Genomic DNA, 25,518 nt, shown 5'->3' on the forward strand with positions numbered 1-25,518 from the left:
CAGCTTGTTGAGGCATCGGATTAATTACTAAGATACTTATTGGCTAAGGGTATGTTTTACAGTGGTACTGTTCTTATATACAGTACCACTGTAAATCTCAATGAATACTAAAATAATAAACTTACACTTAATCGAGCTGTTCGTGGCTCTATTGGATGAAAGTGGTTATCTTCAACGCCTTGTGCTGATTCGCCAGGTAAACGCGATGCATAATAGTAATCTATATCGTGGTCGGTGCTATTAAATAAGTTAAGAAATTCAAAGTTTACTTTCCAGTGAGTCTGCTCATAGCTAATTGCGCTATTTACTACTGTTAATGGCTCCGAACGCTCGTCACCATCGCTAGTTAATGTACGTTTGCCAATATGGCGAACTCTAACTGATGACTGCCATTGCTCACTTAAGTGCCAATTTAAACCTGTACTTGCAACAACAGGAACAGCACCTTCTATATAATGATTATTGTCATTAATATCTAAACGTGAATGCGTGAACGAGGTTTCTGCGTCGATACTAAAGCTGTCGTTAATCCAATAATAAGCGCTTATTTCTAATCCGTAACGTTTAGATGCATCACTTGGTTCTGTGTTACCCGCATCGCCAACAAATAAAAGCTCTGAGTCGAGTGTTAGCCACCAAAGTGCAGCTGATAGATTAAACTTTTGCTCATCAGCAAATCGGACGCCTATTTCAGCGCCTTCACTTTTAACTAATAAGTCAACTTGCTCTGCTTGCTCACCGGTAACAGGGTCAATATTAATAGTAGATCCGCGCGCATCATTTGAATGAAAAGATTGTCCCCAATTAGCATATGCAGCTACTAAATTTGTAAAACGGTAATTTAAACTCCCTTTAAAACTTACTAAATCATCCTTTGCTTTTCCTGAATTTACGGCGGTAATACTAGTCACGTTTGTATCAAAATAGTCGTACCTAACGCCAACGGTTGCTTCAAGTTTTGGAGTAAGTAAAAGTTTAGACTCCCAAAAGCTTGAGTAGCTCGTTTGCTTTAGTTCATCTTGCCTAACCGTACTAAGTCGCTCTCTTGCTTGTGTGTTATAAAGCCCTACGTTATCTATGTCGTCGTGGCGAAGCTCAATACCTACGGTATGTTGTATGTTTATATCTGATGTTTTGGTTTCAAACTGGTAGCTTATATCTGTTCCATAAATATTTCGGCTATCTTGCTGATTAAACTGATCGCCATTAATTGGATCATTTAAAAAATAACTAAAATTAGAATACAGGTTTAAATCGTAATTAATTACATAAGCGCTGGCTTTTATATGCTCGCCCTGCCAGTTACTCGATAAGCTATAACGGCTAGAGCTACCGCCAAGTGTGGTGTCAAGAGAGCCTAATTGAGTAATTAAATTTTGTGATATAGCGCGCTGTGGAATTTGATCTGCTGAATTCCATGTATTGTCGTATGCCATGGCACTTATTGATAAGTCACCATTAAAAGCTTTACCAACATAGCGCAGTAGGGCATTCTTTTTATTTACATCTTCGTTTATATCATCCCATGGGCCGTCATAGCCTTGCCATTCTGCCGCTGCAATGAGCTTACCTGTTGCAATGTTAGTAGATCCCAGTACAACAGCGCGTCTATAATTATCTTCTCCTATACTGAGTTCAACTTGGTGATGTTTTAGGTTATCAGCAAGTTGAAATTGAGCACTACCAGCGGTTGAAAAGTCACCTTGGCTTGCGCTATATGAGCCTTTTTGATAGTTAATAGTTGAAATAGACTCAGGGATTATAAAGTTTAGGTCGGTGTAACCTTGTCCGTGGCCATGGCTGCGCATATTAATTGGCATGCCATCTATGCTGGTGGCAAAGTCGGTGCCGTGATCTAAATTAAACCCCCTAATAAAGTACTGATTAGCTTTACCAGAGCCGCTATGTTGAGTGACCGCCATACCTGGGATTAACTCTAACATTTCGGCGCTTCTTAACATTGGGCGCTGCTGAATTTCACCTTGACCAATAATACCGCTAGATGCGCTGATTGACTCACCAATTAGCCCATCTCTGTGACCATAAACGGTTAATTTTTCTATGTTTGCATAGCTATAACCACTATACAAAGTGCCTAGCGCTAAAATTGCTAATGTTCTCATGACTAAAATCCCTATCTAATGTATTTGTTATTAATGCAGCTATGTTAAATACGGCTTAGATAATTTATTGGATGCAACATTTGTTGGTTATTTGTAATTATTTAGGGGTGAGTAAAGATGGGTAACTTAAAAACTACGCCGCACGCTATTGTAATCTTATTACATAAAACTAATAATCGAGTGCTTTAAATGACTGTATAACACTAACAAGACAGAGAGCCCGTATTGAAAGCCAAAGAAATCCGCAATTTTTATATCAACGAAGAGCAATCTGTTTATTTGCTTTCGCACCGCGATGCTAAAAAACACCGCCAGTGGCTTAATATTTGTATTAAGCAGCTAACACTGCTGGGCTACAAAAACGTTGAAATGATTGGCTCGGGTGCTTTTGGTTTTGTGTTTGCAGGTGATGACGATAACGGCTTACCTTGGGTATTTAAGTTTTCGCGTATTACACTTGCCCAAAGTGTACGCGACCGTCTAGAAGACGAAGCGTATATGCTTTCGCAAATTAATAACCCCTTAGTGCCTACCTTTTATGCATTTGAGCGAATTAAAAAACAAGGGATTTTAATGATGGCTCGCGCCATTGGAGAGGACCTTGAAAAAGTATCGCTTAAAACAGGGCGCTTTAGTGCCGCGCAAATAATGGCGCTAGCTGTTAGGTTACGTAATGTATTAATTGATTTACGTAGTCACAAAAACGGCGTTAGCCCACAACCTATAGTGCATGGCGATATAAAACCTTCAAACCTTGTTTGGGATGCAAACACTAATGCGCTTTCGTTAGTGGATTGGGGCAGCTCTGTGTATGCACAGCTCGATAGTGACGGTAACCCTGTTGCCAGTAACTTTATGGATTTAATGTCGGGCGATTTAAGCACAACGAATGCCCGTATGGGCGATGTGTACTTTATTGGTGAAGCGCAAATGTCGGGAGAGCAATCATCCCCACGATTTGACGAGCAAGGTGTAGCCGCTACGTTGTATGCGTTAGCGTCGGCGCAGTCGTGCCGCTTTGGTGCGCAAGCCATCCCTGCAAGCAGCTTAGGGCTCCCAAAAGAGCTGGCTAAGGTGATTGATGGCATGCTGTCAAAAAGTAAGGCCATACGTGATGGTGCTGGTGATTACTTTATGCGTAACATTACAACTATGGCCAAAATGTATTTACCTGAGCTTGATAAAAAACAAAGAAAAGCAGATATTCCTTTTTGGTATGGCAACGACGAGCAGCCCGACACGGTGGTATATAGTTCACGAAAACAGTTTTTACGCCAAGCCGATCATAACCAGCAATTACTAGATATAAACGACGCGCAACTTGACCGCTATTATAAAGAGTTTTTGTTTGATACAGGCGATACCGAAAAAGCATTTTTAGCATCTATAAGCCGATTAGCAAAGTACCCTGTAGTAGGTGGGCTTAGTTTTCATTGGAAGGATGAGTCAATGTTTGTTGAATCATCTTTAATTATGCATGACGAATCATTGGGTGATGCGTTTAGTGATGCGATTAATAATACGGTTATGCTTGCGCAAGCGATTAATCAAAAAGGGCTATTTAAGTGCTGTTTGTTTGATGCCCGTAAAACTATTCAACTAGAGCGAGATGGCACGGGGGCATTTAAGTTTGATAGCCTACCAGAGCTTGAATACGAAGTTGTAAGCATGAAAGCAAACGACATAACCCGCCCGCATTCATACTTTGAAGACGGTAAAGACCCTGATGAGCAACTACAGCTACCTAAAAAAGTTATTAAATGCGTATTTGAGCTTAACCAAATTCATCATACGGGGTGTATTATTTTTGAAGCACTGCCGGACAGAATGAAGATTCACCATTACTACCGCTTACTCGATTCGAGCAAAGAGGTTGAGTTTAAACGTTTGCTAAATAAACTAATGCAATACGCGGTAAATATTACGGACGTGGGTGTTGCGGGCTTTATGAAGTTGCCATATAAAAACACCCGTGAGTTTAGTTTATGTGAGCAGCAACAAGAGCATTACTTTCCTAAAAATCCGAAAATAAGAGGTGTTAAGTAACACCTCTTATACAAACTTAATTATAGCTCTTTTTCTATAGCATTTTGAATAGAATATGCGCGATCATCTACTTGATTGGCCGCATTCAAAATTGGAGAGTGGTTTAATGTCAGTACACCTTTATTATAAGTAGCAAAGTTGTTTGCGTTATGTACATCACCGTAATTTTGTATAATTATTTTTTTCAAATCTTCTTGAATAGCTTCTTGAGACAAGTCATCCGAGCATAACTCTTTGAAAGCTTTGATAGTTGGCTCAAAGTATACCAAAGGCCAAGTTTGATCAAATAAATGAGCGTAATCATCTATAGCAATCGTATCCCAGTTAACATCGATTTCGAATTCAAATTTAGCTGCTTTAAAAATTTGTTTTTTCAAAGAATCTAGACGATTTTCTTGAAATTCTCTTGCAGCTCTTTTCTCTTTAAGTCCCATTGTCATTCCTTTATATTTGACAGGTTAAAATATATAATTGGTTACAATACTTTATTGAAACCTTTCTCTATTAAGTTATTAATGTTTTTCGGTAGTTGTTGATTAAAATCCATAGTAATGTAAATTTCTGCTCCAGAAAGTCTCATAGAAAATTTAACATCTTTTTTATCATGAAAATGAAACTCTTTTACTTTTTTTAGTGAAGACATAAAAAAATCATCACTAGCTAAATCTTTTATATTTTCAGTTAAAAAATCTAACAAAGTTGAAATGTTTTCTGTTTCAGTTTTATTTATCTTATCGAATCCATCATATTTAAATTCAAATTCTAAAGAGTAGTTTTTGTTTAACATTTCTTTTATTAAATCTGTTTTCTCATCTATGTTAATTAGCTCTTTATTATTTTTATTTTTTTGAGGTAAGTTTCCTGCAATGAAATTAGAGTGGGTACTAGAATCGTGCAGAATTAAATGAGTGATGTATTTCATGTTGAAAAAAGTAATATCATCTGAGCTATCAATCAAGGTTAGGAGGCTTGAATTAGAATCTAATGAATCAAAAATACCAGAGTATTTATTACCAAATTGGTCGAATACTGAGACTTTAAAATCAATATTAAAGTCATTTTTACTATTTTGCATACGCTCAAGTAATTTTAATGGGGTATTAGTATTTGTAGAAGTATTAAACATGACAGTCCTTATCATTTATGGTGCATCCTATGAAACAAATATAACATTTTTTTTCAGGGACAAACAATACCTTTAAAATAAAAATTTAATTTTTTAAAACACCTTACTAAAGGGCGACGTTGGTGATAGCTCAAATTGATGAGTTAGCTTTTGCGTTTTATTAGTCGCTGTAATTTGATAGTGCTGCTTGTGCTCATTGTTACTAAATAGCTTAACGTTAAAGTTAACTTTGGTTAGTTTACTAGGCAAAGAGTAGCGCCCAGTAATGGTTACTTGGTCTATATTGTCGCTTTTATGTTTATGAGACGCTTCTGGGTTTAGCAAAAGTCCGTCAATAGTAAATTTATATTGATGATCCGCTAAATAAACGTTCTTTTTAATTCGCTTAGTTATTAGCTTTTTATGAGCGTTAAACTCAATTATTGACACTTTGCCATCCTTGTTTTCATCAACCCCTTTAAAAGCCGACATAGGGATTGAAAGTACAATAAACACGTTATTATCAACAAAATTCAGCGTACCGTGCTCTGCAACCATTAAATGAGCGTTTGCTAATGTTGATGTGCTCAATAAGCCCAATGTGGTCACACTTAACAGATAATTTTTCATATAAGGCATAACTTACTCCTAATTAAACTTCGCCTTTAACGCAGCGTTGAAAAAACGGGTAAGTGTCTGTTGCGTAGTAGTGGTATATCCCATCAGGAAACTCAGGTGTTACGCCAACGCGGCCATTACATTCATCTAAATCACCAGAGCCTGCTACGTATTCCCAATCTTGTGCAAATGTACCTAATGGGTATATATCGGTAGAAGGGCGGTTTGCGCTTACAGATGTTATGTGTTGGTAGCTACCGGTCATTACGGTTAGCGCTGAAGTTGCATCATTTGAGTCTGCATAGCCGTAACGTGCATATATAGGAAAGCCATCTGCTGCCCAGCCTATTAGAGTCATAGTGGAGCTATTGCCACCTCGCAGTGTGACAAAGCCTTCAGGCATACCGTGATAATGATATGTGCCATCGGGTTGTACGTGTGCATTGTTGTCGTCTGTTCCAAAACTAAACGTGTCTTGGCTTAAAGCTTCTATATTCCAATTACCGCTGTTGTCGCCTAAATCACAATCGGTGCCTGAATCATCGCAACTTCCGCCTGTGCCGGCGTCTATTTTAATGCCGTTAAGTACAACACCTATCATTCCACGAGGGCCACCAAGCATGGTTGCTTGTGTTGTTTCTACAGGCTCAAGTGTGTAGCTTTCATTTACTGATTGTTCAGAAATAGTATTTGGGTTATCGGCATTAGGGAATGTACCTACTTCGTGATCAGGTATGCCATTAGCGACTATGTCGCGTGTAGTTCCTGTGCATGACCAATCTGCCACGCTGGTGGCCTGTACTGATACTGACTCGTTATATTCACTGTAGCTATATTCGCACAGCACGCCTTGGGTTGAGCTACTCGTACCTGTACCGTTATCTAAGGTGGTTGGTGATGAATCTGTAGTTGTTGAGGTATCAACTATGCCTTCGCCATCTCCGCAAGCAACTAACGATGAAACAACTAGAGACAAGGTGCTTAGTTTTATAGCATTTACCCTATTTGAGTTTTTAATATTAAGTGCGTGTAGTTTCATTGCTGCTTACCTGATCAATTAAGTTACTCAAACAATAATCAGCAATTGTGCAAATAATGTGTAAACAATGATGACAAATTAGCAATGATGTAAATAGACGAAGTATTAAAGCTAAGTTTAGATTTAACTTTATTGGATTGTGTTTTATTTTAAAATTTCAAAAGTTAAACTAATGCAAAAATAGCTAATATAAAAGGTTACCTTAATGGCTAAAACAAAACCTGTAGTGACGTTACAAAGTCACGGTATTTACTCTAAGTGGGATAGCGAAAGTAAAGCACTGCCACAAATAGAGCAATTTACAACAAATGTAATAGCTGAGGTAGATGTTGAGTTTGGCTTAATCGTAAATATTAAAAAGGGTAAAGGCGAAAAGCTTCACTATTGTATATACCATCCAGATATTCCAGACAGTGACGGTGATGTAATGGACCCCTTTGAAGGCGACGTATACGTTAAAAACAGTGATTGGAACTTTTATTTAGGCGACACGCTTTGGTTACCAATAGAGAATAAGTTGGGTGATTGGCGTATGACGATTGAGCTAAATGGAAAAATTATTGCTGATAAAACTTTTAAGGTGGCATTAGAGGTAGAGCGTACTGAAACAGATTTTTGGAAAAACCGAGGGTATTGATTTCTATTTGTTAGCTATATGGTGTGGATGTAATAAAAATTAATAAAAGAGAGTTGTAGAGCCATTTAAAATAGCTCTACAAAATTAAATTAGCGTGTTTAGTTACCCCAAGGGTTACTAGAATTAGAGCGTTGTTTGCGATCACGAGCACGTTGCTTTGATGCTTTTTTTTCCATAATACGTTTTGCATCACTAAAACTTAACTCACATGGCTCACCAGGTTTATGATCAGCTGGGATCACGCGATCACGTGGCGGTAATTCGTATTGCACATCATCAGGTCTAGGTAAGTTTTTTAGGCGATAAAGGTAAAAGTTATCTACTTTTTCTTGTGCCCATTGTGTTTTACGTAAAAATTTAACCGCTGACTTTATATCAGGATTGTTTTTAAAGCAGTTAAGTTGTAAATAAGCGTGTAGGAGCTCCCACCCGTATTGTTCAACCAGCTCTTCAACCACTTGTTCTAATTTAACGCCTTGCAGTGGATTATTACTGAAAAGTTCTTGGTTGCTCATAGGTGTTGCCTCGTTATTAAAATACAAATTGCATTATAAATTTAATAACGAGGCTTTAACAGAGTAAATAGCTTAACTTTGACAATTAACTACAACACGACCGCGAATTTTGCCTTGCATAAGTAGCTCTGCGTTATCAATTACGTGTTCTAGTGATATTTCTGTCGAAATTTTATCTAGGTAATCAGCGCTAACTAATTTTGTTAAACGATCCCACGCTTCAATTCTGTCGGCTTTAGGGCGCATTACGCTATCAATGCCTATTAGTGACACACCACGTAATATAAATGGGGCAACTGAGGCAGGTAAATCCATGCCTTGGGCAAGTCCGCAGGCGGTTACTACACCCCCATACTTTAGTGATGCACAAATATTGGCAAGTGTATGGCTACCTACTGAATCTATTGCCGCTGCAAAGCGCTCTTTTAGCAAAGGCTTACCAGGATTTGAAAGCTCGTTTCTGTCAATTACCTGTTTAGCACCTAACTCTTTTAAATATTCACTTTGATCTAATCGACCCGTAGCTGCTGTTACGTTGTAGCCAAGCTGGTTTAATAAATAAATAGCAAAGCTGCCTACGCCACCATTGGCACCTGTTACAAGTATTTCGCCAGATTCAGGGTTTATTCCTTGTTTTTCAAGAGCTATAACACTTAGCATAGCGGTATAACCGGCTGTACCTATTTGCATCGCTTGTTTTGGAGAAATACCTGCAGGCAAGGGGATTAGCCAATCGCTATTAAGTGCTGCTTTTTGAGCAAGCCCGCCCCAATGTTTTTCGCCTACACCAAAGCCATTTAATATTACGTTATCGCCATTTTTAAATTCATCGCTGGTGGAATTTGTAACCGTACCCACTAAATCGATACCTGGCACCATAGGAAAACTGCGTACAACGGGGCCTTTACCAGTAATTGCTAAACCATCTTTATAGTTAAGTGTGCTGTATAGCACGTCGATAAAGACGTTTTCGTTTGGTAAATCACTATTTTCGATAGTCGATAATGAGGCGCTGTGGTTATTATCTTCTTTATTAATAACAATGGCTTTAATTGGGTTACTCATGGGATATCCTTTTAGACCGATCGTCTTTTAAGTGGTAAATAAAAACGCATTAGGTTAATAATGCGCGTAAAAACATTTCTGTATACAAAGTAAGTGGAGTATTTGATTTTGTGAGCTTGGCGCGCATAACCGCACCTTCCCAGCCAATCCAAAAGTACTCACTCATCAATTTTGTATTTACATGGCTTGCAATAGTGCCTTGTTGCTTAGCTTGGTTTAAGCAAACCTCTACATGGTTTTGCCAAGCGGTGTAGCTTTGCATTAATCTGGTTTTAAACTCATCACTTAAATGATTAAGCTCTTGATTTAAGTTACCTACTAAACAGCCACGTTTGTAATCGTATTTTTTCATTCCTTTAATTGCGCTTTGGGTAAAATTAACGATTCGCTCAAGTGGGGGAACATCTTCTTGCTGTAGGTAATGGGTAAGCTTTGCAATAAAGTAACTGTCGTATGCATCAACTAGGGCAATGCCGTAGGCCTCTTTACTTTTAAAGTAATGATAAAAGGAGCCTTTAGGTACAGCCGCTTTTTTTAAAATAGTATCGAGCCCCGTGGCGCTAAAGCCAAATTCAGTTAAGGTTTCTAGGCCCGTGCGAATAAGTAACGCTTTGGTATCGGCGTTCTCTCTGGCTATTTTAGGTGGGCGACCACGGCGTATTGGTGTTGATGTATTTTTGTTCATGTACATATATTAGACCGATCGACTTTAAATAATCAAGCATAAATTTAAATTGTTTAAAAATACTTCAAGTTAGGGGCGGGCTACTAATTTAAGATTAATGAAATAAAAGTGTCACGATTACATTTTTGTTTGGAACTTAGTCAATATTAGTCGGTCACAAATAAAGCACATAAGTGCTTTTTAGCGATTATTGAGTCGCATTTTATTTAGCATAAAACCGGTCAAATTAAATGTTGTATGACCACTTACTTTTTTAAATGTTAATTCATTTTTGCATCAGCAGCTTAGTTAAAGTCAAACAATTTAATTGCTTTTACGATTTGAATTTTACATTTTTATTAACTATTCATTAAATGTAGATTTCACTAATGCTACACAATATACAAATAAAAAGGTGAGGATATTACCGATGAAGAGACAGAAAAGAGATCGTTTAGAAAGAGCTCATTCTCAAGGTTTTAAAGCAGGTTTAGCAGGTCGCTCAAAAGAGCTATGCCCTTATCAACAAGTAGATCCCAAATCAGAGTGGTTAGGAGGTTGGCGTGAAGCGATTGAAAACCGCAACATGTACAAAACCTAAAATCAATAATCGAATTTAAGCAAAAAGGCCTCCATGTTGGAGGCCTTTTTGTACGCATTTAAAAATTAAAACGCGCTAGTGTCTTGGAACAAGCCCACTTTTAAATCTTTTGCTTCGTAAATTACTCGACCATCTACTTCTACAGTGCCATCTGCAACGCCCATGAACAATTTACGTTTAATTACGCGTTTCATTACAAGGCGGTAAGTTACTTTTTTATTAGTTGGTAAAATTTGGCCAGTAAATTTAACTTCACCCACACCTAGCGCACGGCCAAGACCAGGGCCACCAGACCAACCTAAGTAAAAACCAACTAGTTGCCACATAGCATCTAAGCCTAAACAACCTGGCATTACTGGGTCGCCTTTAAAATGACAATCGAAAAACCAAAGGCTAGGGTCAATATCAAGCTCAGCAACAATTTCGCCTTTCCCATGAATACCGCCATCAGCAGTAATAGAGGTAATGCGATCCATCATTAACATGTTGTCACTTGGTAAACGGCAGTTACCTTCACCAAACATTTCACCTTGACCACACAGGATCAACTCTTCTTTTGTATAGCTATTTTTAGGTTCCATAACACTTATCTTCGCTTAGAAATTGCCAAGTACTTTAGCGTACACTTGTACGCTAAACAACTCGGAGCAGTTAAAAAATCAAAATATTGCATATTAAATCATCAATCAATCAACGCGATTGGTTTTTGCACTATAAAACCGCGCAATTACAATCAGAAATCATTATAATTAACGCTGTCTTATAACCAGTCTAAAGGAAGTTTATGATCCTTTTTGTTAACTCACTAACTGTGATTGATTTTTCTTACTTATGTAACAAACGCGGCGCCGTTGGCGAGAGCTGGATTGTTGATTTAACTTTGCACGGTAAACTTAACGAAGAGTCTATGGTTTTAGACTTTGGTTTAGTTAAAAAGCAAATTAAAGGCATTATAGATGAGTGTATTGATCACCGTTTAGCAATTCCTACAGGGCTTAATGGTACTGTATCTGAATTTGACGAGCATAAAACACTCGACTGTACATTTGGTGAAAATAATCACTTAGCTATGAGCGCTCCTCATCAAGCTTATTGCATGATTAACGCAGATGAAGTAACTGTTGAATCGGTTACCGAATTTTTAATTGCGACTATTTTACCGAAGCTACCAGATAACATTGAAAAAATTGAGCTGTCTCTTAAGCCTGAACACAGCCAAAGTTTTTACTATCATTACAGCCATGGCCTTAAAAAGCATGACGGTAATTGCCAGCGTATTATTCATGGGCATCGTTCTCAAATTGGTATTAGCCTAGATGGTATTTCTATGCCGCGCTTGCAAAAAGAATGGTCTCAAAAGTGGGAAGATATTTACTTAGCCACCAGTGAAGATCAAATTAACGCTGCTGATTTAAAACACATAACAGCCAAAGCGGGTGATGTATGTTTTGCTTATACATCGGCACAAGGCTATTTTGAAATGGCTATAAGCGAGTCTCGTTGCGACATTTTGCCAGTAGATACCACTGTAGAATGTATTGCTGAACATGTAGCTGGCCAAATTAAAGCCCAATACCCAGAAAAAGCAGTGAAAGTAACGGCTTATGAAGGTGTTGGAAAAGGATCGATTAGTTATGTTTAAAACACTTTTAGCAACAGCGCTTGTTGCCTCTGCTAGCTTTAGTGCTATGGCGCTTGAGTTAAAAGGACATTTAACACAAGGCGGTTTAGTTACTGGAAAGCTAGAAAACGCTAAATCAGTAAGCTTAGATGGCAAAAGCTTAAAACTTTCACCAAAGGGTGATTTTGTATTTGGTTTTGGTCGTGACGCTGAAACTACTCATACTTTAAAATGGGTAGATAACAATGGTAAATCGCATTCACAGCCAATAGCTATCACAAAGCGCGAATATAAAATTGATAAAATTACCGGTGTAGCTAAAAAATATGTCTCTCCGCCAAAAGAAGTTAGTGCGCGTATAAGCCGTGAAGCAGTTGCTGTGCGAAAAGCCAGAGAAGTAGACTCTGATTTATTGTACTTTTTAGACCCTGTGTTAAAGCCTGCAGAAGGGCGCATATCGGGTGTTTACGGTAGTCAGCGCTATTTTAATGGCGAGCCTCGTCGTCCGCACTTTGGCTTAGATATCGCGAATAAAACGGGCTCTCCTGTTTACGCGCCTATTAGTGGTACCGTGGTATTTGCTGAACCTGATTTATACTACTCTGGCGGAACATTAATTATTGATCATGGCCATGGTATTACCTCAACTTACATTCACTTAAGTAAGCTTGATGTAAAAGTGGGTGATAAAATTGAGCAAGGTAACAAAGTGGCTGAAATTGGTGCAACTGGACGTGTAACGGGTCCTCACCTAGATTGGCGTTTTAACTGGAAAGGCGAACGCCTTGATCCTGCATTACTAATGCAAGATACATTAGCAAACAAAAAGTAGAGATTATGACTGACGTAAATCGCGATGCAATAATTGCTCAGCGTATTGAAGACTCAACCACATCGGTAACTAAAACCGTGTTTCCAGGGCGTACTAATCATCACAATACTTTATTTGGTGGTGATGCACTGGCGTGGATGGATGAAGTGGCATTTATAGCAGCGACTCGTTTTTGTCGTAAGCCTTTGGTAACTATATCTTCTGATAGAGTCGACTTTAAAGAAGCCATACCAGCAGGTACTTTTGCAGAGTTAATAGCTAAAGTAGTGCATGTAGGTAACACCAGCTTAAAAGTTGACGTAGATATATTATTAGAAACTATGCACAAAGACGATAAGCATTCAGCCATTAGTGGCAGCTTTACCTTTGTTGCAGTTGATGATAACCACAGACCGACTCCGGTAGTATGCGATAAAATGATTTATGGTTTTGATTAACTTAAAGCTTTGAATATGCGCTAAAGTAAATTTATATAAGCACCTTAATTGGTGCTTATATAACCCCATTAAAAGAACACATCATACTAAATATTCATAAAGTATAACCTCAACAACAGAGTGAGTATTAACTAAAAAAGTAATCAAACTGAAGGGAATTGATAGGGGTGAGAATTGATAGGGGTGAGAGTTGTTGGATTTGGATACTAAAAAGGTATGCTTTTAACATACCTTTTTGGTTATATTTAGCTTTTAATTACATTTATTAATACTTACATAAATACTTTTTAAAGTACCATTGCTGCAATCCAGCCAAATATCAGCAGCGGTATGTTAAAGTGAATAAACGTTGGAATAACAGAGTCTCTAATGTGGTCGTGCTGGCCATCGGCATTTAAACCCGATGTTGGGCCAAGCGTTGAGTCTGAAGCAGGAGAGCCTGCATCACCTAAAGCGCCCGCAGTACCAACAAGCGCAGCGGTAGCCATAACAGAAAAGCCAAGGTCTAAACATAAAGGAACAAACAAAGTTGCAATAATAGGCACTGTTGAAAACGAACTGCCAATTCCCATTGTAATTAATAACCCGACTAACAAAATAACACCGGCGGCCAAAGGTTTATTACCATCAAAAAGGGCGGCTGCGCTGTGTACTAAGCTTGCTACATCGCCAGTGGCTTGCATAACCGATGCAAAACCTTGTGCCGATATCATAATAAAGCCAATCATGGCCATCATCGCAACGCCTTTACTAAATACGTCGCCGTTTTCTTCCCACTTAACTACACCAAAAACACTAAATATCATTACACCTACTAAGCCACCTAAAATCATTGAGCCACTTAGGTTTTGTGCAACAAGTGAGGCAAGTACTGCAAAAAGCCCCACAATCATTACTTTTTTAGGGTTTTCTACCTCAGCAGATTTACTCACAGTTGTTAATGGGAGCTCGGTGTATTCGCGGCGTTTTTTGTAAGTAATAAATACCGCAATAAGCAATCCAATAAACATACCTAATGCAGGAATTATCATCGCCACAGGGACTTGGGTATTTACAATGTCTAGGCCGTTATCAACTAGGTTTTTGTGCAAAATCGAATATAAGTAAATACCCCCAAAACCATAAGGAAGCACCATGTAAGACGTTGCTAATCCAAATGTTAAAATACACGCTATAGCACGCCTGTCTAATCTTAACTGATTAAAAACAACAAGTAACGGCGGGATCAAAATAGGAATAAACGCTATGTGTACAGGGACTAAGTTTTGCGAAGAAATTGCACAACCTAAAATAATTAATAAAATGAAGTAACTTAAAAATGTTTCATTACCGCTGCCTTTTGCATTTACTTTAGCAAGTAGCTTATCAGCGAGAATGCGTGTTAAACCCGACTTAGAAATAGCAACGGCAAACGCGCCGAGCATAGCATAACTTAGTGCAATTTCAGCTCCAGCTGAAAGGCCAGAATTAAACGCATCAACACTTTCTTTTATGCCCAAGCCTGCAGTAAGACCTGCAACTAACGCGCTTATGATCATGGCAACAATGACGTTAACGCGAGCCAGAGATAGCCCGAGCATTAAAATAACGCCTATAACAACAGCATTCATAGTATTCTCTATTTGGAAATTTTAATTAATTTTATCAGATCTTTAGCCTGAGTTTTACGCTCTTTCGTAAAAGGTTTTTTACCATAGCGTACTTGGTTAAATAACTGCCTAAAAGTGCTTATAGATTGTGCAGAACGAGGAAGTTGATCAGCAAAAAAGTCTAACTGCTGACTCGGTGTTAAATTATCGGGTGTATTTATTTTTTGTTTTTTAGCCCATGCTTTTACTTCATAAAACTCTTTAACCATAGGCGCTAATTTAGACGGGCGTTTTGGCAAGTTTAAATAAATAAAATAACCTATAAAACAAAAACCAGCTGTTAGTAAAACCATTAATGGTACAAGCCAAATATTTTTACTACCAAAAATTGATTTTAAAAAATCATTTTGTTTTTCTTCGTCAAAACCAAGTACCCAGCTAGACCATTGATAATCGAGGTTTTCAAGTTCCAACCTTAACCAATTAATAGCGGGGAAATTACTTAAACTCACTAAACCAAAATCAAGGTTACTTTTAAATTCGTCATTCAGCTCTTCGTTTTGCGAAAGTGAGCCATTTAAACGCTCTGGTGCAACAACGGCGGTTGCATCAAAAATAACCCAACCCTCGTTTTGTAAATATACTTCTACCCATGCGTGTGCGTCGTACTGGCGAACAGTGAGCGTATTATTATCTTGATTTAATTCACCACCTAAATAACCACTTACTAATCGAGCGGGTATACCTGCGGTTCTAAAAATGTACGCAGCAGCGCTTGCATAATGACCACAAAAACCTCGTTTATTATCAAATAAAAATTGGTCAATTGTATTATCGCCGCTCATAGGTGTAGGAGTTAGCGTGTAAGTAAATCCCGTACCTGCAAAGTATTGTAATAAGCGGTTATAAAAATCGCGATCAGAGTGTGTATTTTGCTTTAAGTTTTTAGCAAGTAATGATGTTTTTATATTCTTTTTATAAGCGAGGTATTTGTAGCGTTTTTTTTCAAATTCGCCAAGCGGTAAAGCTGTGAAGTTAAAGCTATTTACATCGTATTGTAAGTTTTTAGCTTGGCGACTTTTTTTACGCAATAAACCTAGTGAATTACCTTCAACATTTGGTGAGTTACTACTGGAATACGCTAAACCATAGAGCCATTTTTGTGTCGCAGGCTCTGTAATAACTGAGTAGCTTGCAATAAGTTGCTCATCATTTTCGCTCTGCGTATTTGTTTTTACATTATTATATTTTAAAAAGTCAGACGTAAGCCACGCATTACCATTAAACTCATCATGGACTATTGCTCGCCAATAATAAGGCGCTACAGGTTTTTCTTCGTTAAATTTAGCTCTAAACACAAGTTCATCTGAGTTTGAAAGCTTTGCAATATCGAATGGATCGACTTGTTCAGAAAGCCCTGTTTTAGCAAGCTTAGGCCCAGGAAGCTGCCAAAAGGCGGGCATTTTTGGCAAAAAAAGCAGTAAAAATATAGCTAAAGGAAGCGCTAAAAGTAGCAGTTTACCGCTTTGTTTAGAGGCTATTTTTAAATTATGTTTGGACTCGAGTAAGCCAAGTACTGCAAAGTTTAATATGTATAAACCACTTACAGTTAAAGTTGTTAAAATGCTTTGGTTAAATAAATACACAGATGAGAGTGAAAAAAACGTAAGCGTTGTAATTACATGATAGTGTTTTTTGGTTTTAGCCTGTAGCAGTTTAAATAAACTAGCAAGTAGCAGCATGGCCACAAATAGAATAACCGTATCCGACATGCCTACTGTGTAGAGCATTAAACCCAGTGACACACCTGCGAGTATATTTGCCAGCCAAGCATTTGGCTTTGGTTTATTACTCAGCGTTATGTAAAAGTTCCATGCACAAATAAGTGAAAGTACACCTACAAAAACAAGCGGTAAATGTGATAAAAAAAATACAATCAAACATGCATATATAAAAGACAGCGAATAATTTATTACTTTTTCGTTTTTAAGTATGTCCATTACACATCACCATTAAATGAGCATAAGAATTCTAAGCATTGCTGCTTATGTTGCTGTCCGGTATTTGTATTTATTGTTTTATTCGGTAGCTTTAACATAAAATGGGTGTTTTTCTCGGTTGCTTCACACACTAAAAAGCATAACTGGCTTAACCTTTGTTCTGTATCTCCATTCATTAACGTAAAATCGAAGAGCGCATTCGCTGTTTTAAAGTCTACAAACTCTTTAACTAACAACTGCTGTGTTTTTGCGTAATGCTTCCACGACACTCTTTGCAAGCCCATCTCAGGTAAATGTGGGATAAGAGACTCAAACTCTTCGCTACCAGATTGTGTAGAAATACCTTTATCGGCTTGCTCATCAAGCATAGAAACATGCGCATCACAGTGAACCTGTTCAAGTGACGGGTACACAAATACTTCTTCTTGTAATTGAATGTAGCTCCAAACAGTTATCAAACCAAAGGGATAGTTACTCGCTATTTTAATACGTTGCACTGAGTACTTACCGCGTGAGCTGTAGGGTAAGTTGAGTGTGAGTACCTGAGGTTTACTATCAACTTGGCCGGTATGTTTGTGAGTTTGCTCACTCCCTTGATATGTTAAATTAATAGATTGAGTTACTGAAGGGCTTTGTAATTCAAATATAATACTCGGTTTTTGAGGAGCGTAGCTGTTAAATGCATCTTTAAATTTAACTGTTAAGCCTTTAGCGTTACTGTAGCCCATTAATACAGCAATAATCATCACCACAAACATAAGATAAGACATTATTAAAATTAAATTATTTTGATAATTAATGCCCATCACAAAGTTTAAAATAGCTACAACTATAAAGTACCAACCAAGGGATGATGGCAATACATAAATTGTTCTGTGTTCAAGTGTAATTGAGATTTTTAAATGTTTATTTTTTAATAACTTATTAAATACACTTTGCTTAAATGACTTAAATAAAGAAGGGCGCTTAGCTGTTTTTTTTGGCATAAAAGTTTATACCGGAACTAATACGTTTTTTAAAATATCGTTTACTTGCGCTTCACCTGACTCGTTATGCAAACCTAATCGATGCTGACACACACTTGTAAATACGGCTTGAACATCTTCTGGCATTACAAAATCACGACCATCTATAAAGGCCCACGACCTAGCTGCTTTAGCCAAAGCCATACTAGCACGAGGTGATAACGATGATGCAAAAGCGTTGCTTGTGCGTGTGTAATTAACAAGCTCTATAATGTAGTCAATAACCGGGCTACTTAAAGTAATTTGGCTTATCTGGGTTTGAATTGCCGCTAACTCTTGTTGGTTAATACGCTGCGGTAATTGGCTATAATCTCGTTTTTGCATATTCAAAATTAAGCGTTTTTCGGCATCTTTAGGAGGAAACCCCAAGCTTATGCGCATTAAAAATCGGTCTAATTGTGACTCGGGTAACGGATAAGTACCCGATTGATACAGCGGGTTTTGTGTTGCGATAACAAAAAATGGATTTGGCAGCGTATATTTTTTTCCATCAACTGTCACTTGTTGCTCTTCCATTGCTTCAAGCAACGCACTTTGTGTTTTAGGCCCTGCGCGGTTTATTTCATCAGCTAAAACAACTTGGCTAAAAATAGGGCCTTTATGAAACGTAAAACTGTGCTCAGTAGAATTAAACACGTTAGTACCCAAAATATCAGCAGGGAGAAGATCACTGGTAAATTGTATACGCTGATACGATAAACCTAACACAGCTGACAATGCATGAGAAAGAGTGGTTTTTCCCATGCCAGGCAAATCTTCAATGAGTAAATGCCCTTCGCTAAATAAGCATGTAAGTGCCAGTTTTATTTGTTGTTGTTTACCAAATATAACACTCGAAAGATCTTCTATAATCGCAGTAACAGTACTATGCATGCTAACCTTATTATTATTCTATTATTTCAAGACGCTTCATTACAGTGTCTACTTTTTTTGTATTAAAAGGTTTTGCAATAAAACCTTTAGCGCCCATTTCCCACGTGTTTTGTACGTTTTCGAGACTATTGTGGCCCGAACACATAACAACATGAGTGTGCGGGTAAGCACTATTAATGTATTCCAATATCTCTGCACCGTTAGAGTCTGGTAAATCTACATCTACAAATATAACGCCTGGCGGTTTATTGTCCATAATAGGTTTGGCAGAGCTAAAATCAGCACTTTCTAATATATCTTCAAACCCTAAGTCAGTTAAAATTTGGTTTAGATAATCACGAATTTCCTTAACGTCATCAATAATGAGGATGGGCTCTAGCGGGCGAACAAATTCCATATGTAGGTTACTTCTATTTTGAATACATCTAAGTGCTTTAATACTAAGCTAACCCCATCATAAGCTCAAGAACGTTACTTAAAAAACACCAATAAATAAACTGTTTATAGGTTTGCCCAACAACGTATTTTTAAAGGATTATCTGCTCTCATATCTTCTACTAACTTATATTTTCATTAATTGTAATGAACAATAATGACGTATTCATAAGAAATTCCTTAATCCAATACAACATTCCATCAAAATTTGATGTAACAAATTTGCTACTTAACTTATTGATTCAAAAATATTTACATATGAATTCGATTTTTTGTAAACGTTTTGTAATAAAAAATCGTTGACCTTCTAAATTCATTCTGTGATTATGCTCAGCAGATGGGCTTATGCTCAGAAGTGCAGTTTCATTAACCACTTAATGTTTTGCTCAGTCAGCCTCATCTATACACACTGAATTAATACCAATTTCATTAAATGAAAATGCAATTTAATAAAGTTGGCATCACACACCACACTAAATAAAGAGCTTATTATGTTGAATAATAAAAAGACTAAATTTGCAATTTCTCTCATAGCGGCAGCTATGGCTACATCGGCTCCAGCACAGGCTGATATTTCTGAATATTTAGATCGCGTTGACGTAGACTTTTTACTAATGCAAAACTTTCAGTCAATTCAGGCTAAAGATGGTGCATTTCGTCCAGAAGATGAAGAACAAGAATCAGGATTTGGCCGTATTAGAGCTAATCTAATGCTTAAATTTCATATTAACGAGTTCATCACTGCCGATATAGATATTGCAGAAGAGCCTAATGACTTTGGTGGCGAAGATCGTGACTTTTCATTTCACAACGATTTTGCAGGTGTTGAATTTGACTTACTAGGTCTATATGGCACACCAAAAGAAAACGCAAATTTAACACTGCGTTTGGGTAATATTGGTGGCTCACCATTTCAATTTAAAGGCTTTCAAGACGGCGCAGATAACCAAAGTAATGCACTTATTGGTAATGGTATTACCGATTACGCAACCGCAGAAAACGGCGCACAGCTAAGTTACAGCGAAACTTTCGATAGTGGTGTAGTACGTGCTTATAATGTTACAGGTCACATTACGACTTCAAGTTTCGGTGAAGCATTTCAAGAAGACAGAGGTTATAACTACCGACTTCAAGGTACTCTAGAATTTGAAGGTGGCTTTAAAGCAGGCTTAAACTTATTAAAAGCGAATCAAGGCGACCAGTTACGTTTTGAAAATGGCGTAGCAAGTCTTGATGGTGTAACCACAACAAACTATCGCTTTGGCGATGGTGAAAACTATAATTTCTCAGCGTCACCTTCAAACGAGCGTGACACTCACGTTGGCGCAATGCCAGGGCTTGAGCAATCAATCATCCAGCTTAACTTAGCTTATCAACCATCTGACGAAACTAGCTTAATTTTTATGGTTGGTAAATCGTCTGATGATTACACATTTGCAGATGCCGCTGGTAATGCAGTTGCCGGTATTACCTACTTTGGTACAAACGGCATAGCTGATGAAAATGGCACTACTTTTGATTCAAACAGTGTAATAGAAGGCGACTCATCGGTTGAGTACTTCGTGTTTGAAGCACAACAATATCTAATCCCTAAAAAGCTATATGTAGCGGCTCGTTATGCAGAAGCCGATAACACTTCCGACTTAATTGAACAAACAGACAACACAGTAGAGCGTATTCAAGTAGCCGCAGGTTACTGGTTTAACGATAAAACGCTTTTAAAAGTTGAGTATGTTAACCAAGAAGAAGGTGTTAATTCGGGCGGCCAAATCGGTAAAGGATTTGACGGCTTCACTTCTGAAATATCTGTTAAATTTTAAATCATTATCCAACTAGTCTAACTATTTAAACAAAGGACCTAAAAAGGCACTTTGCGGGCAGTTTTATGCGTTAAAACTGCCATAAATAGAATTGGTAATAGATTGAAATTTAATAGCACTTGTTAAAACATAACGTGTATGGGGAATACCCGATGAAAAATAAATTAATTATGCTCGCGTGTGGCTTTATAAGCATGGGCGCTGCGGCAAAAGAAACAATCACAATAGCGACTGTTAACAATGGTGACATGATCACCATGAAAGAATTAAGCAGTGACTTTACCAGCCAAAACCCGGATATAGATCTAAAATGGGTTACTCTAGAGGAAAACATTCTTCGCCAACGTGTCACAACCGATGTTGCAACAAAGGGCGGCCAATACGATGTTATGACCATAGGTACTTATGAAGTACCAATTTGGGGCAAGCAAAATTGGCTAAAAGAGCTGGATAATTTAGGTGAAAACTACGATTTAGACGATTTAATTCCGGCAATTCGAAGCGGTTTAACGATTAACGACAAGCTTTATGCTGCGCCATTTTATGGCGAAAGCTCAATGGTTATGTACCGCACTGACTTAATGGAAAAAGCAGGGCTGACAATGCCTAAAGCCCCAACATGGGACTTTATACGCAAAGCTGCTAAAGCGATGACAGATAAAAAAGAAGGTGTTTATGGCCTTTGTCTACGTGGTAAAGCAGGTTGGGGCGAAAACGTTGCGCTTATTACATCCATGGCAAATTCGTTTGGTGCGCGTTGGTTTGATGAAAATTGGAAGCCACAGTTTAATACCCCAGAGTGGGAAAATACCCTTCAGTATTATGTCGATGTAATGAAAGAGTCGGGACCTGCTGGTTCATCTGCAAACGGGTTTAACGAAAATCTTGCACTATTCCAAACCGGAAAATGTGGTATTTGGATTGATGCAACCGTTGCAGGCGCATTTGTTACTAATAAAAAAGACTCAGAAGTTGCCGATAAAGTAGGGTTTGCACTTGCGCCAGATAATGGTCTAGGTAAACGCGGTAACTGGTTATGGTCTTGGACTTTAGCCGTACCGGCAAGCAGCAAAAAACCAGATGCCGCAATGAAATTTATTAGCTGGGCAACATCTAAAGAATACACTCAACTTGTAGCTGACAAAAAAGGTTGGGCAAAAGTACCGCCAGGTACACGTAAATCACTTTACAGTAATCAAAAGTACATGGACGCAGCACCGTTTGCGCAAATTACCTTAGATTCTATCCAATCTGCAGATCCTAAAAATCCAACCGTTAAACCGGTGCCTTATGTAGGTATTCAGTTTGTTGCTATTCCTGAGTTTCAAGGAATTGGTACAGCTGTTGGGCAACAATTCTCAGCAGCATTAACTGGCCAAATGACCGTTAAGCAAGCGCTTAGTGCGTCTCAGCACCTCGTTGAGCGAACAATGCGTAAAGCTCGCTATCCTAAATAGCATGTAATGGGCGGGTAAGTACTCAAACTTACCCAATATTTTATGTCAATTCTATTTACTTGTTAGTTATAAACGCTATCAAGGGTTTCTGATTTTCACTTGATAGTTAACAAGTAAATAGAATTGGCTTTTTTAAGGTCACCTTTATGGCAACAACTAACTCGCGCACGCTTGCTCGGTTTATGCTTCTTCCTAGTGTAATTTTATTACTTGCTTGGATGATAGTTCCGCTGTGTATGACACTGTATTTTTCTTTTATTGATTACAATTTATTAGTACCAGGGGATAAAGAGTTTGTAGGCTTTTTAAACTATGAATTTTTCCTAACTGATCCGGCTTTTTTTGAATCATTTTTTAACACGCTCTACCTAGTAACTGGGGTTTTACTTATCACTATTTGTGGTGGTATTGGCTTAGCTATTTTACTAGACCAAGCAATATGGGGACGAAATTACGTTCGCATTATGGTACTAGCCCCATTTTTTGTAATGCCAACTGTGTCGGCATTGGTATGGAAAAACATGCTAATGAACCCAGTTAATGGCTTATTTGCACACTTTGCTATTTGGCTTGGCTTTGAACCTATCGACTTTTTTGCTCAAATGCCGCTATTTTCAATCATCATAATTGTGTCTTGGCAGTGGTTACCGTTTGCAGCTTTAATACTGCTAACAGCAATACAATCACTCGACCGTGAACAATTAGAAGCGGCTGATTTAGACGGAGCTGGCCCATTTAGTAAGTTCTTTTACATCGTTTTACCGCACTTATCGCGCGCTGTAACTGCGGTTATATTAATCGAAACTATATTTTTACTGTCAATTTTTGCTGAAATATTAGTTACAACCAGTGGCGGTCCTGGTTATTCGTCAACCAATATAACGTACTTAATTTATACGCAATCGCTACTTCAGTTTGATGTAGGCGGCGGTTCGGCAGGGGGCATAGTTGCAGTTATTATTGCAAATATAGTCGCTATATTTTTAATGCGCTTAATTGGCAAAAACTTGGAGGGTTAATTATGACTATAAAAGATAGCCGTCGTTCCAAACTAATTTATACCATTGCTGCATGGACAATAAGCGGCATGATTTTCTTTCCAATTTTATGGACGTTAATCACCAGTTTTAAAACGGAAGCCGAAGCAATTTCAGCAAGCCCAAGCTTATATGCGTTTGATTGGACGCTCGAAAATTACCGAGATGTACTGTCGCGCTCGCCATACTTTACCCATTTTTGGAACTCTGTAGTTATATCACTAGGTTCAAGTTTACTGGGGTTATTAATTGCGGTACCTGCTGCGTGGTCTATGGCGTTTGTGCAAACTAAAAAAACAAAGCACTTATTAATGTGGATGCTTTCAACCAAAATGTTACCACCAGTAGGCGTACTTATTCCTATCTATTTATTGTTTCGCGACTTTGCATTACTCGATACAAAATTAGGTTTGGTTATTGTAATGACACTCATTAACTTACCAATAATGGTATGGATGCTTTACACCTACTTTAGAGAAATACCAAACGAAATACTTGAAGCTTCTCGTATGGATGGCGCAACAATTGGTGAAGAAATATTCCATGTTTTATTGCCAATAGCCTTACCGGGTATAGCCTCAACGCTATTACTCAATGTTATTTTGTCGTGGAACGAAGCGTTTTGGACACTTATTTTAACCGCTGCAAATGCTGCACCTTTAACGGCATTTATTGCCAGTTACTCAAGCCCTGAGGGGTTATTTTACGCTAAGTTATCGGCAGCATCTGCCATGGCCATTGTGCCAATTTTAATACTTGGTTGGTTTAGTCAAAAACAATTAGTGCGTGGATTAAGTTTCGGCGCAGTAAAATAGGAGAATACACATGGGCAGCATCACACTAAAACAAGTCACTAAAAACTTTGATGAAGTTAACGTAATTAAACCGCTCGACTTAGAAATTAAAGACGGTGAGTTTATCGTATTTGTTGGGCCATCAGGCTGTGGTAAATCTACATTACTTCGTATGATCGCAGGTCTTGAAGATACCACCAGTGGTAATATAGAAATTGACGGCATTGACGCTACAAAAACACCGCCTGCAAAAAGAGGCTTAGCAATGGTGTTTCAATCCTATGCGTTATATCCGCATATGACAGTGCGTAACAATATTGCTTTTCCTTTAAAAAGAGCCAAAGTTAGCCCTACAGAAATCGAAAGTAAAATTGCTAACGCCGCTAAAATTCTTAATTTGACCGATTATTTAGACCGAAAGCCTGGGCAATTATCGGGCGGTCAGCGCCAGCGTGTAGCGATAGGGCGCGCAATTGTTCGTCAGCCTTCGGCATTTTTATTTGACGAACCACTTTCAAATCTTGATGCGTCACTACGTGTAAATATGCGTTTAGAAATATCTGAATTACATAAAAGTTTAGCTACAACAATGATTTATGTTACGCACGATCAGGTTGAAGCTATGACAATGGCAGATAGAATCGCGGTATTTAATGCCGGTATTATTGAACAGGTAGGCACACCTTTAGAGCTTTATAAAAACCCAGTAAACAAATTTGTAGCTGGTTTTATTGGCTCTCCAAAAATGAATTTTATAGATGCTCCACAAAATGAAAATGCGAATGTTAGTTGTATTGGTATACGACCAGAGCATATAACACTCTCTACTGAGCAAGGAACGTGGGCTGGTACTGTCGGTGTAATTGAACATTTAGGGTCGGAGAGCTTTTTACATATAAATATTGAAGGCAAAGGGACCGTAACAGTAAAAGCAGATGGTGATTGTCCGTTAAAATATGGCGACAGTATTTACCTAAGCGCACCGGATGATAAAGTATTAAAGTTTGATAATAACGGTTTAACAATTCGCTAAAGCCAATCTTTAATTACCTTAAATAGCACCTTTATAAGGGTGCTATTAACTAAATTCTAATTACATAATCCTATGAAACCTAGGTATTTTTTATTAAGGAATGGTATATTTAAAACTATAAATAACAAAAACGTTATTGATAAATAGATAAT

25 protein-coding genes are annotated in these 25,518 nt (G+C 37.9%); 11 read left to right on the forward strand and 14 right to left on the reverse strand.

The genetic code is table 11. The annotated features are described in order from the left end of the window. Positions 1-107: 107 nt before the first annotated feature. Positions 108-2,123, reverse strand: a complete 2,016-nt coding sequence (locus H5117_RS03270; RefSeq protein ID WP_182736136.1) for a TonB-dependent receptor — start codon at positions 2,121-2,123, stop codon at positions 108-110. Positions 2,124-2,348: 225 nt separating this feature from the next. On the opposite strand from H5117_RS03270, the gene H5117_RS03275 reads away from it, so the two are divergent. Then, positions 2,349-4,169: a protein kinase domain-containing protein gene (locus tag H5117_RS03275; protein WP_182736141.1), complete on the forward strand. Its 1,821-nt coding sequence runs from the start codon at positions 2,349-2,351 to the stop codon at positions 4,167-4,169. A 20-nt stretch (positions 4,170-4,189) separates the two neighbouring features. Here H5117_RS03275 and H5117_RS03280 read toward each other — a convergent pair whose 3' ends face one another. From H5117_RS03280 to H5117_RS03295, 4 genes are all read right to left on the reverse strand, one after another. Then, entirely contained in the window at positions 4,190-4,603 is a 414-nt protein-coding gene (locus H5117_RS03280; RefSeq protein ID WP_182693027.1) for a hypothetical protein, read from the reverse strand. 41 nt (positions 4,604-4,644) lie between these two features. Beyond that, positions 4,645-5,295, reverse strand: coding sequence for a hypothetical protein (locus tag H5117_RS03285; protein ID WP_182693026.1), 651 nt, complete (start codon positions 5,293-5,295; stop codon positions 4,645-4,647). 93 nt (positions 5,296-5,388) lie between these two features. Next, entirely contained in the window at positions 5,389-5,913 is a 525-nt protein-coding gene (locus H5117_RS03290; RefSeq protein WP_182693025.1) for a hypothetical protein, read from the reverse strand. A 13-nt stretch (positions 5,914-5,926) separates the two neighbouring features. Continuing rightward, entirely contained in the window at positions 5,927-6,931 is a 1,005-nt protein-coding gene (locus H5117_RS03295) for a YHYH protein (RefSeq protein WP_182693024.1), read from the reverse strand. A 205-nt stretch (positions 6,932-7,136) separates the two neighbouring features. Here H5117_RS03295 and H5117_RS03300 point away from each other — a divergent pair, with 205 nt between their 5' ends. Beyond that, the gene (locus H5117_RS03300) at positions 7,137-7,568 is read left to right on the forward strand and encodes a DUF3859 domain-containing protein (protein WP_138489047.1); all 432 of its coding nucleotides are present in this window, start codon (positions 7,137-7,139) and stop codon (positions 7,566-7,568) included. A 98-nt stretch (positions 7,569-7,666) separates the two neighbouring features. On the opposite strand, the gene H5117_RS03305 is transcribed toward H5117_RS03300, so the two are convergent. The 3 genes from H5117_RS03305 to H5117_RS03315 all read right to left on the reverse strand — a co-directional run bounded on the left by H5117_RS03305 (position 7,667) and on the right by H5117_RS03315 (position 9,833). Continuing rightward, complete coding sequence (locus H5117_RS03305) at positions 7,667-8,083, reverse strand: VF530 family DNA-binding protein (RefSeq protein WP_002960902.1); 417 nt, start codon at positions 8,081-8,083, stop codon at positions 7,667-7,669. Positions 8,084-8,155: 72 nt separating this feature from the next. Further along, positions 8,156-9,148 (reverse strand): MDR family oxidoreductase, encoded by a 993-nt coding sequence (locus H5117_RS03310; protein ID WP_182736143.1) that lies wholly within the window; start codon positions 9,146-9,148, stop codon positions 8,156-8,158. A 49-nt stretch (positions 9,149-9,197) separates the two neighbouring features. Continuing rightward, complete coding sequence (locus H5117_RS03315; protein ID WP_007582758.1) at positions 9,198-9,833, reverse strand: TetR/AcrR family transcriptional regulator; 636 nt, start codon at positions 9,831-9,833, stop codon at positions 9,198-9,200. A gap of 409 nt (positions 9,834-10,242) precedes the next feature. Between H5117_RS03315 and rmf the strand changes: the two genes are divergently transcribed. After that, complete coding sequence (gene rmf / locus H5117_RS03320; protein WP_002960897.1) at positions 10,243-10,413, forward strand: ribosome modulation factor; 171 nt, start codon at positions 10,243-10,245, stop codon at positions 10,411-10,413. A gap of 65 nt (positions 10,414-10,478) precedes the next feature. On the opposite strand, the gene fabA is transcribed toward rmf, so the two are convergent. After that, entirely contained in the window at positions 10,479-10,994 is a 516-nt protein-coding gene (gene fabA, locus H5117_RS03325; protein WP_002960896.1) for a bifunctional 3-hydroxydecanoyl-ACP dehydratase/trans-2-decenoyl-ACP isomerase, read from the reverse strand. A gap of 203 nt (positions 10,995-11,197) precedes the next feature. Between fabA and H5117_RS03330 the strand changes: the two genes are divergently transcribed. The 3 genes from H5117_RS03330 to H5117_RS03340 are packed head-to-tail and all read left to right on the forward strand — an operon-like array spanning position 11,198 to position 13,303. Continuing rightward, positions 11,198-12,055 carry a 6-carboxytetrahydropterin synthase gene (locus H5117_RS03330; protein WP_024595367.1) on the forward strand — a complete coding sequence of 286 codons (858 nt, stop codon included), beginning with the start codon at positions 11,198-11,200 and terminating at the stop codon, positions 12,053-12,055. Beyond that, the gene (locus tag H5117_RS03335) at positions 12,048-12,866 is read left to right on the forward strand and encodes a M23 family metallopeptidase (protein WP_182693902.1); all 819 of its coding nucleotides are present in this window, start codon (positions 12,048-12,050) and stop codon (positions 12,864-12,866) included. Before H5117_RS03330 ends, H5117_RS03335 begins: the two co-directional genes overlap by 8 nt. Before the next feature lie 5 nt (positions 12,867-12,871). Beyond that, positions 12,872-13,303 (forward strand): acyl-CoA thioesterase, encoded by a 432-nt coding sequence (locus H5117_RS03340; RefSeq protein WP_002960891.1) that lies wholly within the window; start codon positions 12,872-12,874, stop codon positions 13,301-13,303. Between the two features lie 287 nt (positions 13,304-13,590). Here H5117_RS03340 and H5117_RS03345 read toward each other — a convergent pair whose 3' ends face one another. The 5 genes from H5117_RS03345 to H5117_RS03365 are packed head-to-tail and all read right to left on the reverse strand — an operon-like array spanning position 13,591 to position 19,187. Then, a complete protein-coding gene (locus H5117_RS03345) occupies positions 13,591-14,913 on the reverse strand; it encodes a Na+/H+ antiporter family protein (protein WP_182694104.1) in 1,323 nt (440 codons plus the stop codon). Between the two features lie 8 nt (positions 14,914-14,921). Further along, positions 14,922-16,892, reverse strand: coding sequence for a DUF3488 and transglutaminase-like domain-containing protein (locus tag H5117_RS03350; RefSeq protein ID WP_182736144.1), 1,971 nt, complete (start codon positions 16,890-16,892; stop codon positions 14,922-14,924). Then, on the reverse strand, positions 16,892-17,878 hold the full coding sequence (locus H5117_RS03355; protein WP_182736146.1) for a DUF58 domain-containing protein: 987 nt from the start codon (positions 17,876-17,878) through the stop codon (positions 16,892-16,894). The genes H5117_RS03350 and H5117_RS03355 overlap by 1 nt, the downstream gene beginning before the upstream one ends. Before the next feature lie 6 nt (positions 17,879-17,884). Further along, positions 17,885-18,790 (reverse strand): MoxR family ATPase, encoded by a 906-nt coding sequence (locus H5117_RS03360; protein WP_182736147.1) that lies wholly within the window; start codon positions 18,788-18,790, stop codon positions 17,885-17,887. 13 nt (positions 18,791-18,803) lie between these two features. Continuing rightward, a complete protein-coding gene (locus H5117_RS03365) occupies positions 18,804-19,187 on the reverse strand; it encodes a response regulator (protein ID WP_002960883.1) in 384 nt (127 codons plus the stop codon). Between the two features lie 529 nt (positions 19,188-19,716). On the opposite strand from H5117_RS03365, the gene H5117_RS03370 reads away from it, so the two are divergent. The 5 genes from H5117_RS03370 to H5117_RS03390 all read left to right on the forward strand — a co-directional run bounded on the left by H5117_RS03370 (position 19,717) and on the right by H5117_RS03390 (position 25,366). Continuing rightward, complete coding sequence (locus tag H5117_RS03370) at positions 19,717-21,045, forward strand: hypothetical protein (protein ID WP_165723449.1); 1,329 nt, start codon at positions 19,717-19,719, stop codon at positions 21,043-21,045. 152 nt (positions 21,046-21,197) lie between these two features. Further along, positions 21,198-22,502 (forward strand): sugar ABC transporter substrate-binding protein, encoded by a 1,305-nt coding sequence (locus H5117_RS03375; RefSeq protein ID WP_182736149.1) that lies wholly within the window; start codon positions 21,198-21,200, stop codon positions 22,500-22,502. Between the two features lie 146 nt (positions 22,503-22,648). After that, a complete protein-coding gene (locus H5117_RS03380; RefSeq protein ID WP_002960879.1) occupies positions 22,649-23,521 on the forward strand; it encodes a carbohydrate ABC transporter permease in 873 nt (290 codons plus the stop codon). Positions 23,522-23,523: 2 nt separating this feature from the next. Then, complete coding sequence (locus H5117_RS03385) at positions 23,524-24,354, forward strand: carbohydrate ABC transporter permease (protein WP_024589367.1); 831 nt, start codon at positions 23,524-23,526, stop codon at positions 24,352-24,354. Positions 24,355-24,364: 10 nt separating this feature from the next. Then, positions 24,365-25,366, forward strand: a complete 1,002-nt coding sequence (locus H5117_RS03390) for an ABC transporter ATP-binding protein (RefSeq protein ID WP_182693430.1) — start codon at positions 24,365-24,367, stop codon at positions 25,364-25,366. Positions 25,367-25,518 lie beyond the last annotated feature (152 nt).

The organism is Pseudoalteromonas sp. SG45-1, from assembly GCF_014164135.1.
GTDB lineage: Bacteria > Pseudomonadota > Gammaproteobacteria > Enterobacterales > Alteromonadaceae > Pseudoalteromonas > Pseudoalteromonas distincta.

Bases quoted from the DNA above. Each gene is read 5' to 3' on its own strand.
- H5117_RS03355 (WP_182736146.1), bottom strand. From the start codon at position 17,878: ATGCCAAAAAAAACAGCTAAGCGCCCTTCTTTATTTAAGTCATTTAAG.
- H5117_RS03330 (WP_024595367.1), top strand. From the start codon at position 11,198: ATGATCCTTTTTGTTAACTCACTAACTGTGATTGATTTTTCTTACTTA.
- H5117_RS03340 (WP_002960891.1), top strand. From the start codon at position 12,872: ATGACTGACGTAAATCGCGATGCAATAATTGCTCAGCGTATTGAAGAC.
- fabA (WP_002960896.1), bottom strand. From the start codon at position 10,994: ATGGAACCTAAAAATAGCTATACAAAAGAAGAGTTGATCCTGTGTGGT.
- H5117_RS03285 (WP_182693026.1), bottom strand. From the start codon at position 5,295: ATGTTTAATACTTCTACAAATACTAATACCCCATTAAAATTACTTGAG.
- H5117_RS03300 (WP_138489047.1), top strand. From the start codon at position 7,137: ATGGCTAAAACAAAACCTGTAGTGACGTTACAAAGTCACGGTATTTAC.
- H5117_RS03270 (WP_182736136.1), bottom strand. From the start codon at position 2,123: ATGAGAACATTAGCAATTTTAGCGCTAGGCACTTTGTATAGTGGTTAT.
- H5117_RS03365 (WP_002960883.1), bottom strand. From the start codon at position 19,187: ATGGAATTTGTTCGCCCGCTAGAGCCCATCCTCATTATTGATGACGTT.
- H5117_RS03370 (WP_165723449.1), top strand. From the start codon at position 19,717: ATGTTGAATAATAAAAAGACTAAATTTGCAATTTCTCTCATAGCGGCA.
- H5117_RS03360 (WP_182736147.1), bottom strand. From the start codon at position 18,790: ATGCATAGTACTGTTACTGCGATTATAGAAGATCTTTCGAGTGTTATA.
- rmf (WP_002960897.1), top strand. From the start codon at position 10,243: ATGAAGAGACAGAAAAGAGATCGTTTAGAAAGAGCTCATTCTCAAGGT.
- H5117_RS03350 (WP_182736144.1), bottom strand. From the start codon at position 16,892: ATGGACATACTTAAAAACGAAAAAGTAATAAATTATTCGCTGTCTTTT.
- H5117_RS03385 (WP_024589367.1), top strand. From the start codon at position 23,524: ATGACTATAAAAGATAGCCGTCGTTCCAAACTAATTTATACCATTGCT.
- H5117_RS03375 (WP_182736149.1), top strand. From the start codon at position 21,198: ATGAAAAATAAATTAATTATGCTCGCGTGTGGCTTTATAAGCATGGGC.
- H5117_RS03290 (WP_182693025.1), bottom strand. From the start codon at position 5,913: ATGCCTTATATGAAAAATTATCTGTTAAGTGTGACCACATTGGGCTTA.
- H5117_RS03345 (WP_182694104.1), bottom strand. From the start codon at position 14,913: ATGAATGCTGTTGTTATAGGCGTTATTTTAATGCTCGGGCTATCTCTG.
- H5117_RS03310 (WP_182736143.1), bottom strand. From the start codon at position 9,148: ATGAGTAACCCAATTAAAGCCATTGTTATTAATAAAGAAGATAATAAC.
- H5117_RS03390 (WP_182693430.1), top strand. From the start codon at position 24,365: ATGGGCAGCATCACACTAAAACAAGTCACTAAAAACTTTGATGAAGTT.
- H5117_RS03280 (WP_182693027.1), bottom strand. From the start codon at position 4,603: ATGGGACTTAAAGAGAAAAGAGCTGCAAGAGAATTTCAAGAAAATCGT.
- H5117_RS03305 (WP_002960902.1), bottom strand. From the start codon at position 8,083: ATGAGCAACCAAGAACTTTTCAGTAATAATCCACTGCAAGGCGTTAAA.
- H5117_RS03335 (WP_182693902.1), top strand. From the start codon at position 12,048: ATGTTTAAAACACTTTTAGCAACAGCGCTTGTTGCCTCTGCTAGCTTT.
- H5117_RS03295 (WP_182693024.1), bottom strand. From the start codon at position 6,931: ATGAAACTACACGCACTTAATATTAAAAACTCAAATAGGGTAAATGCT.
- H5117_RS03315 (WP_007582758.1), bottom strand. From the start codon at position 9,833: ATGAACAAAAATACATCAACACCAATACGCCGTGGTCGCCCACCTAAA.
- H5117_RS03380 (WP_002960879.1), top strand. From the start codon at position 22,649: ATGGCAACAACTAACTCGCGCACGCTTGCTCGGTTTATGCTTCTTCCT.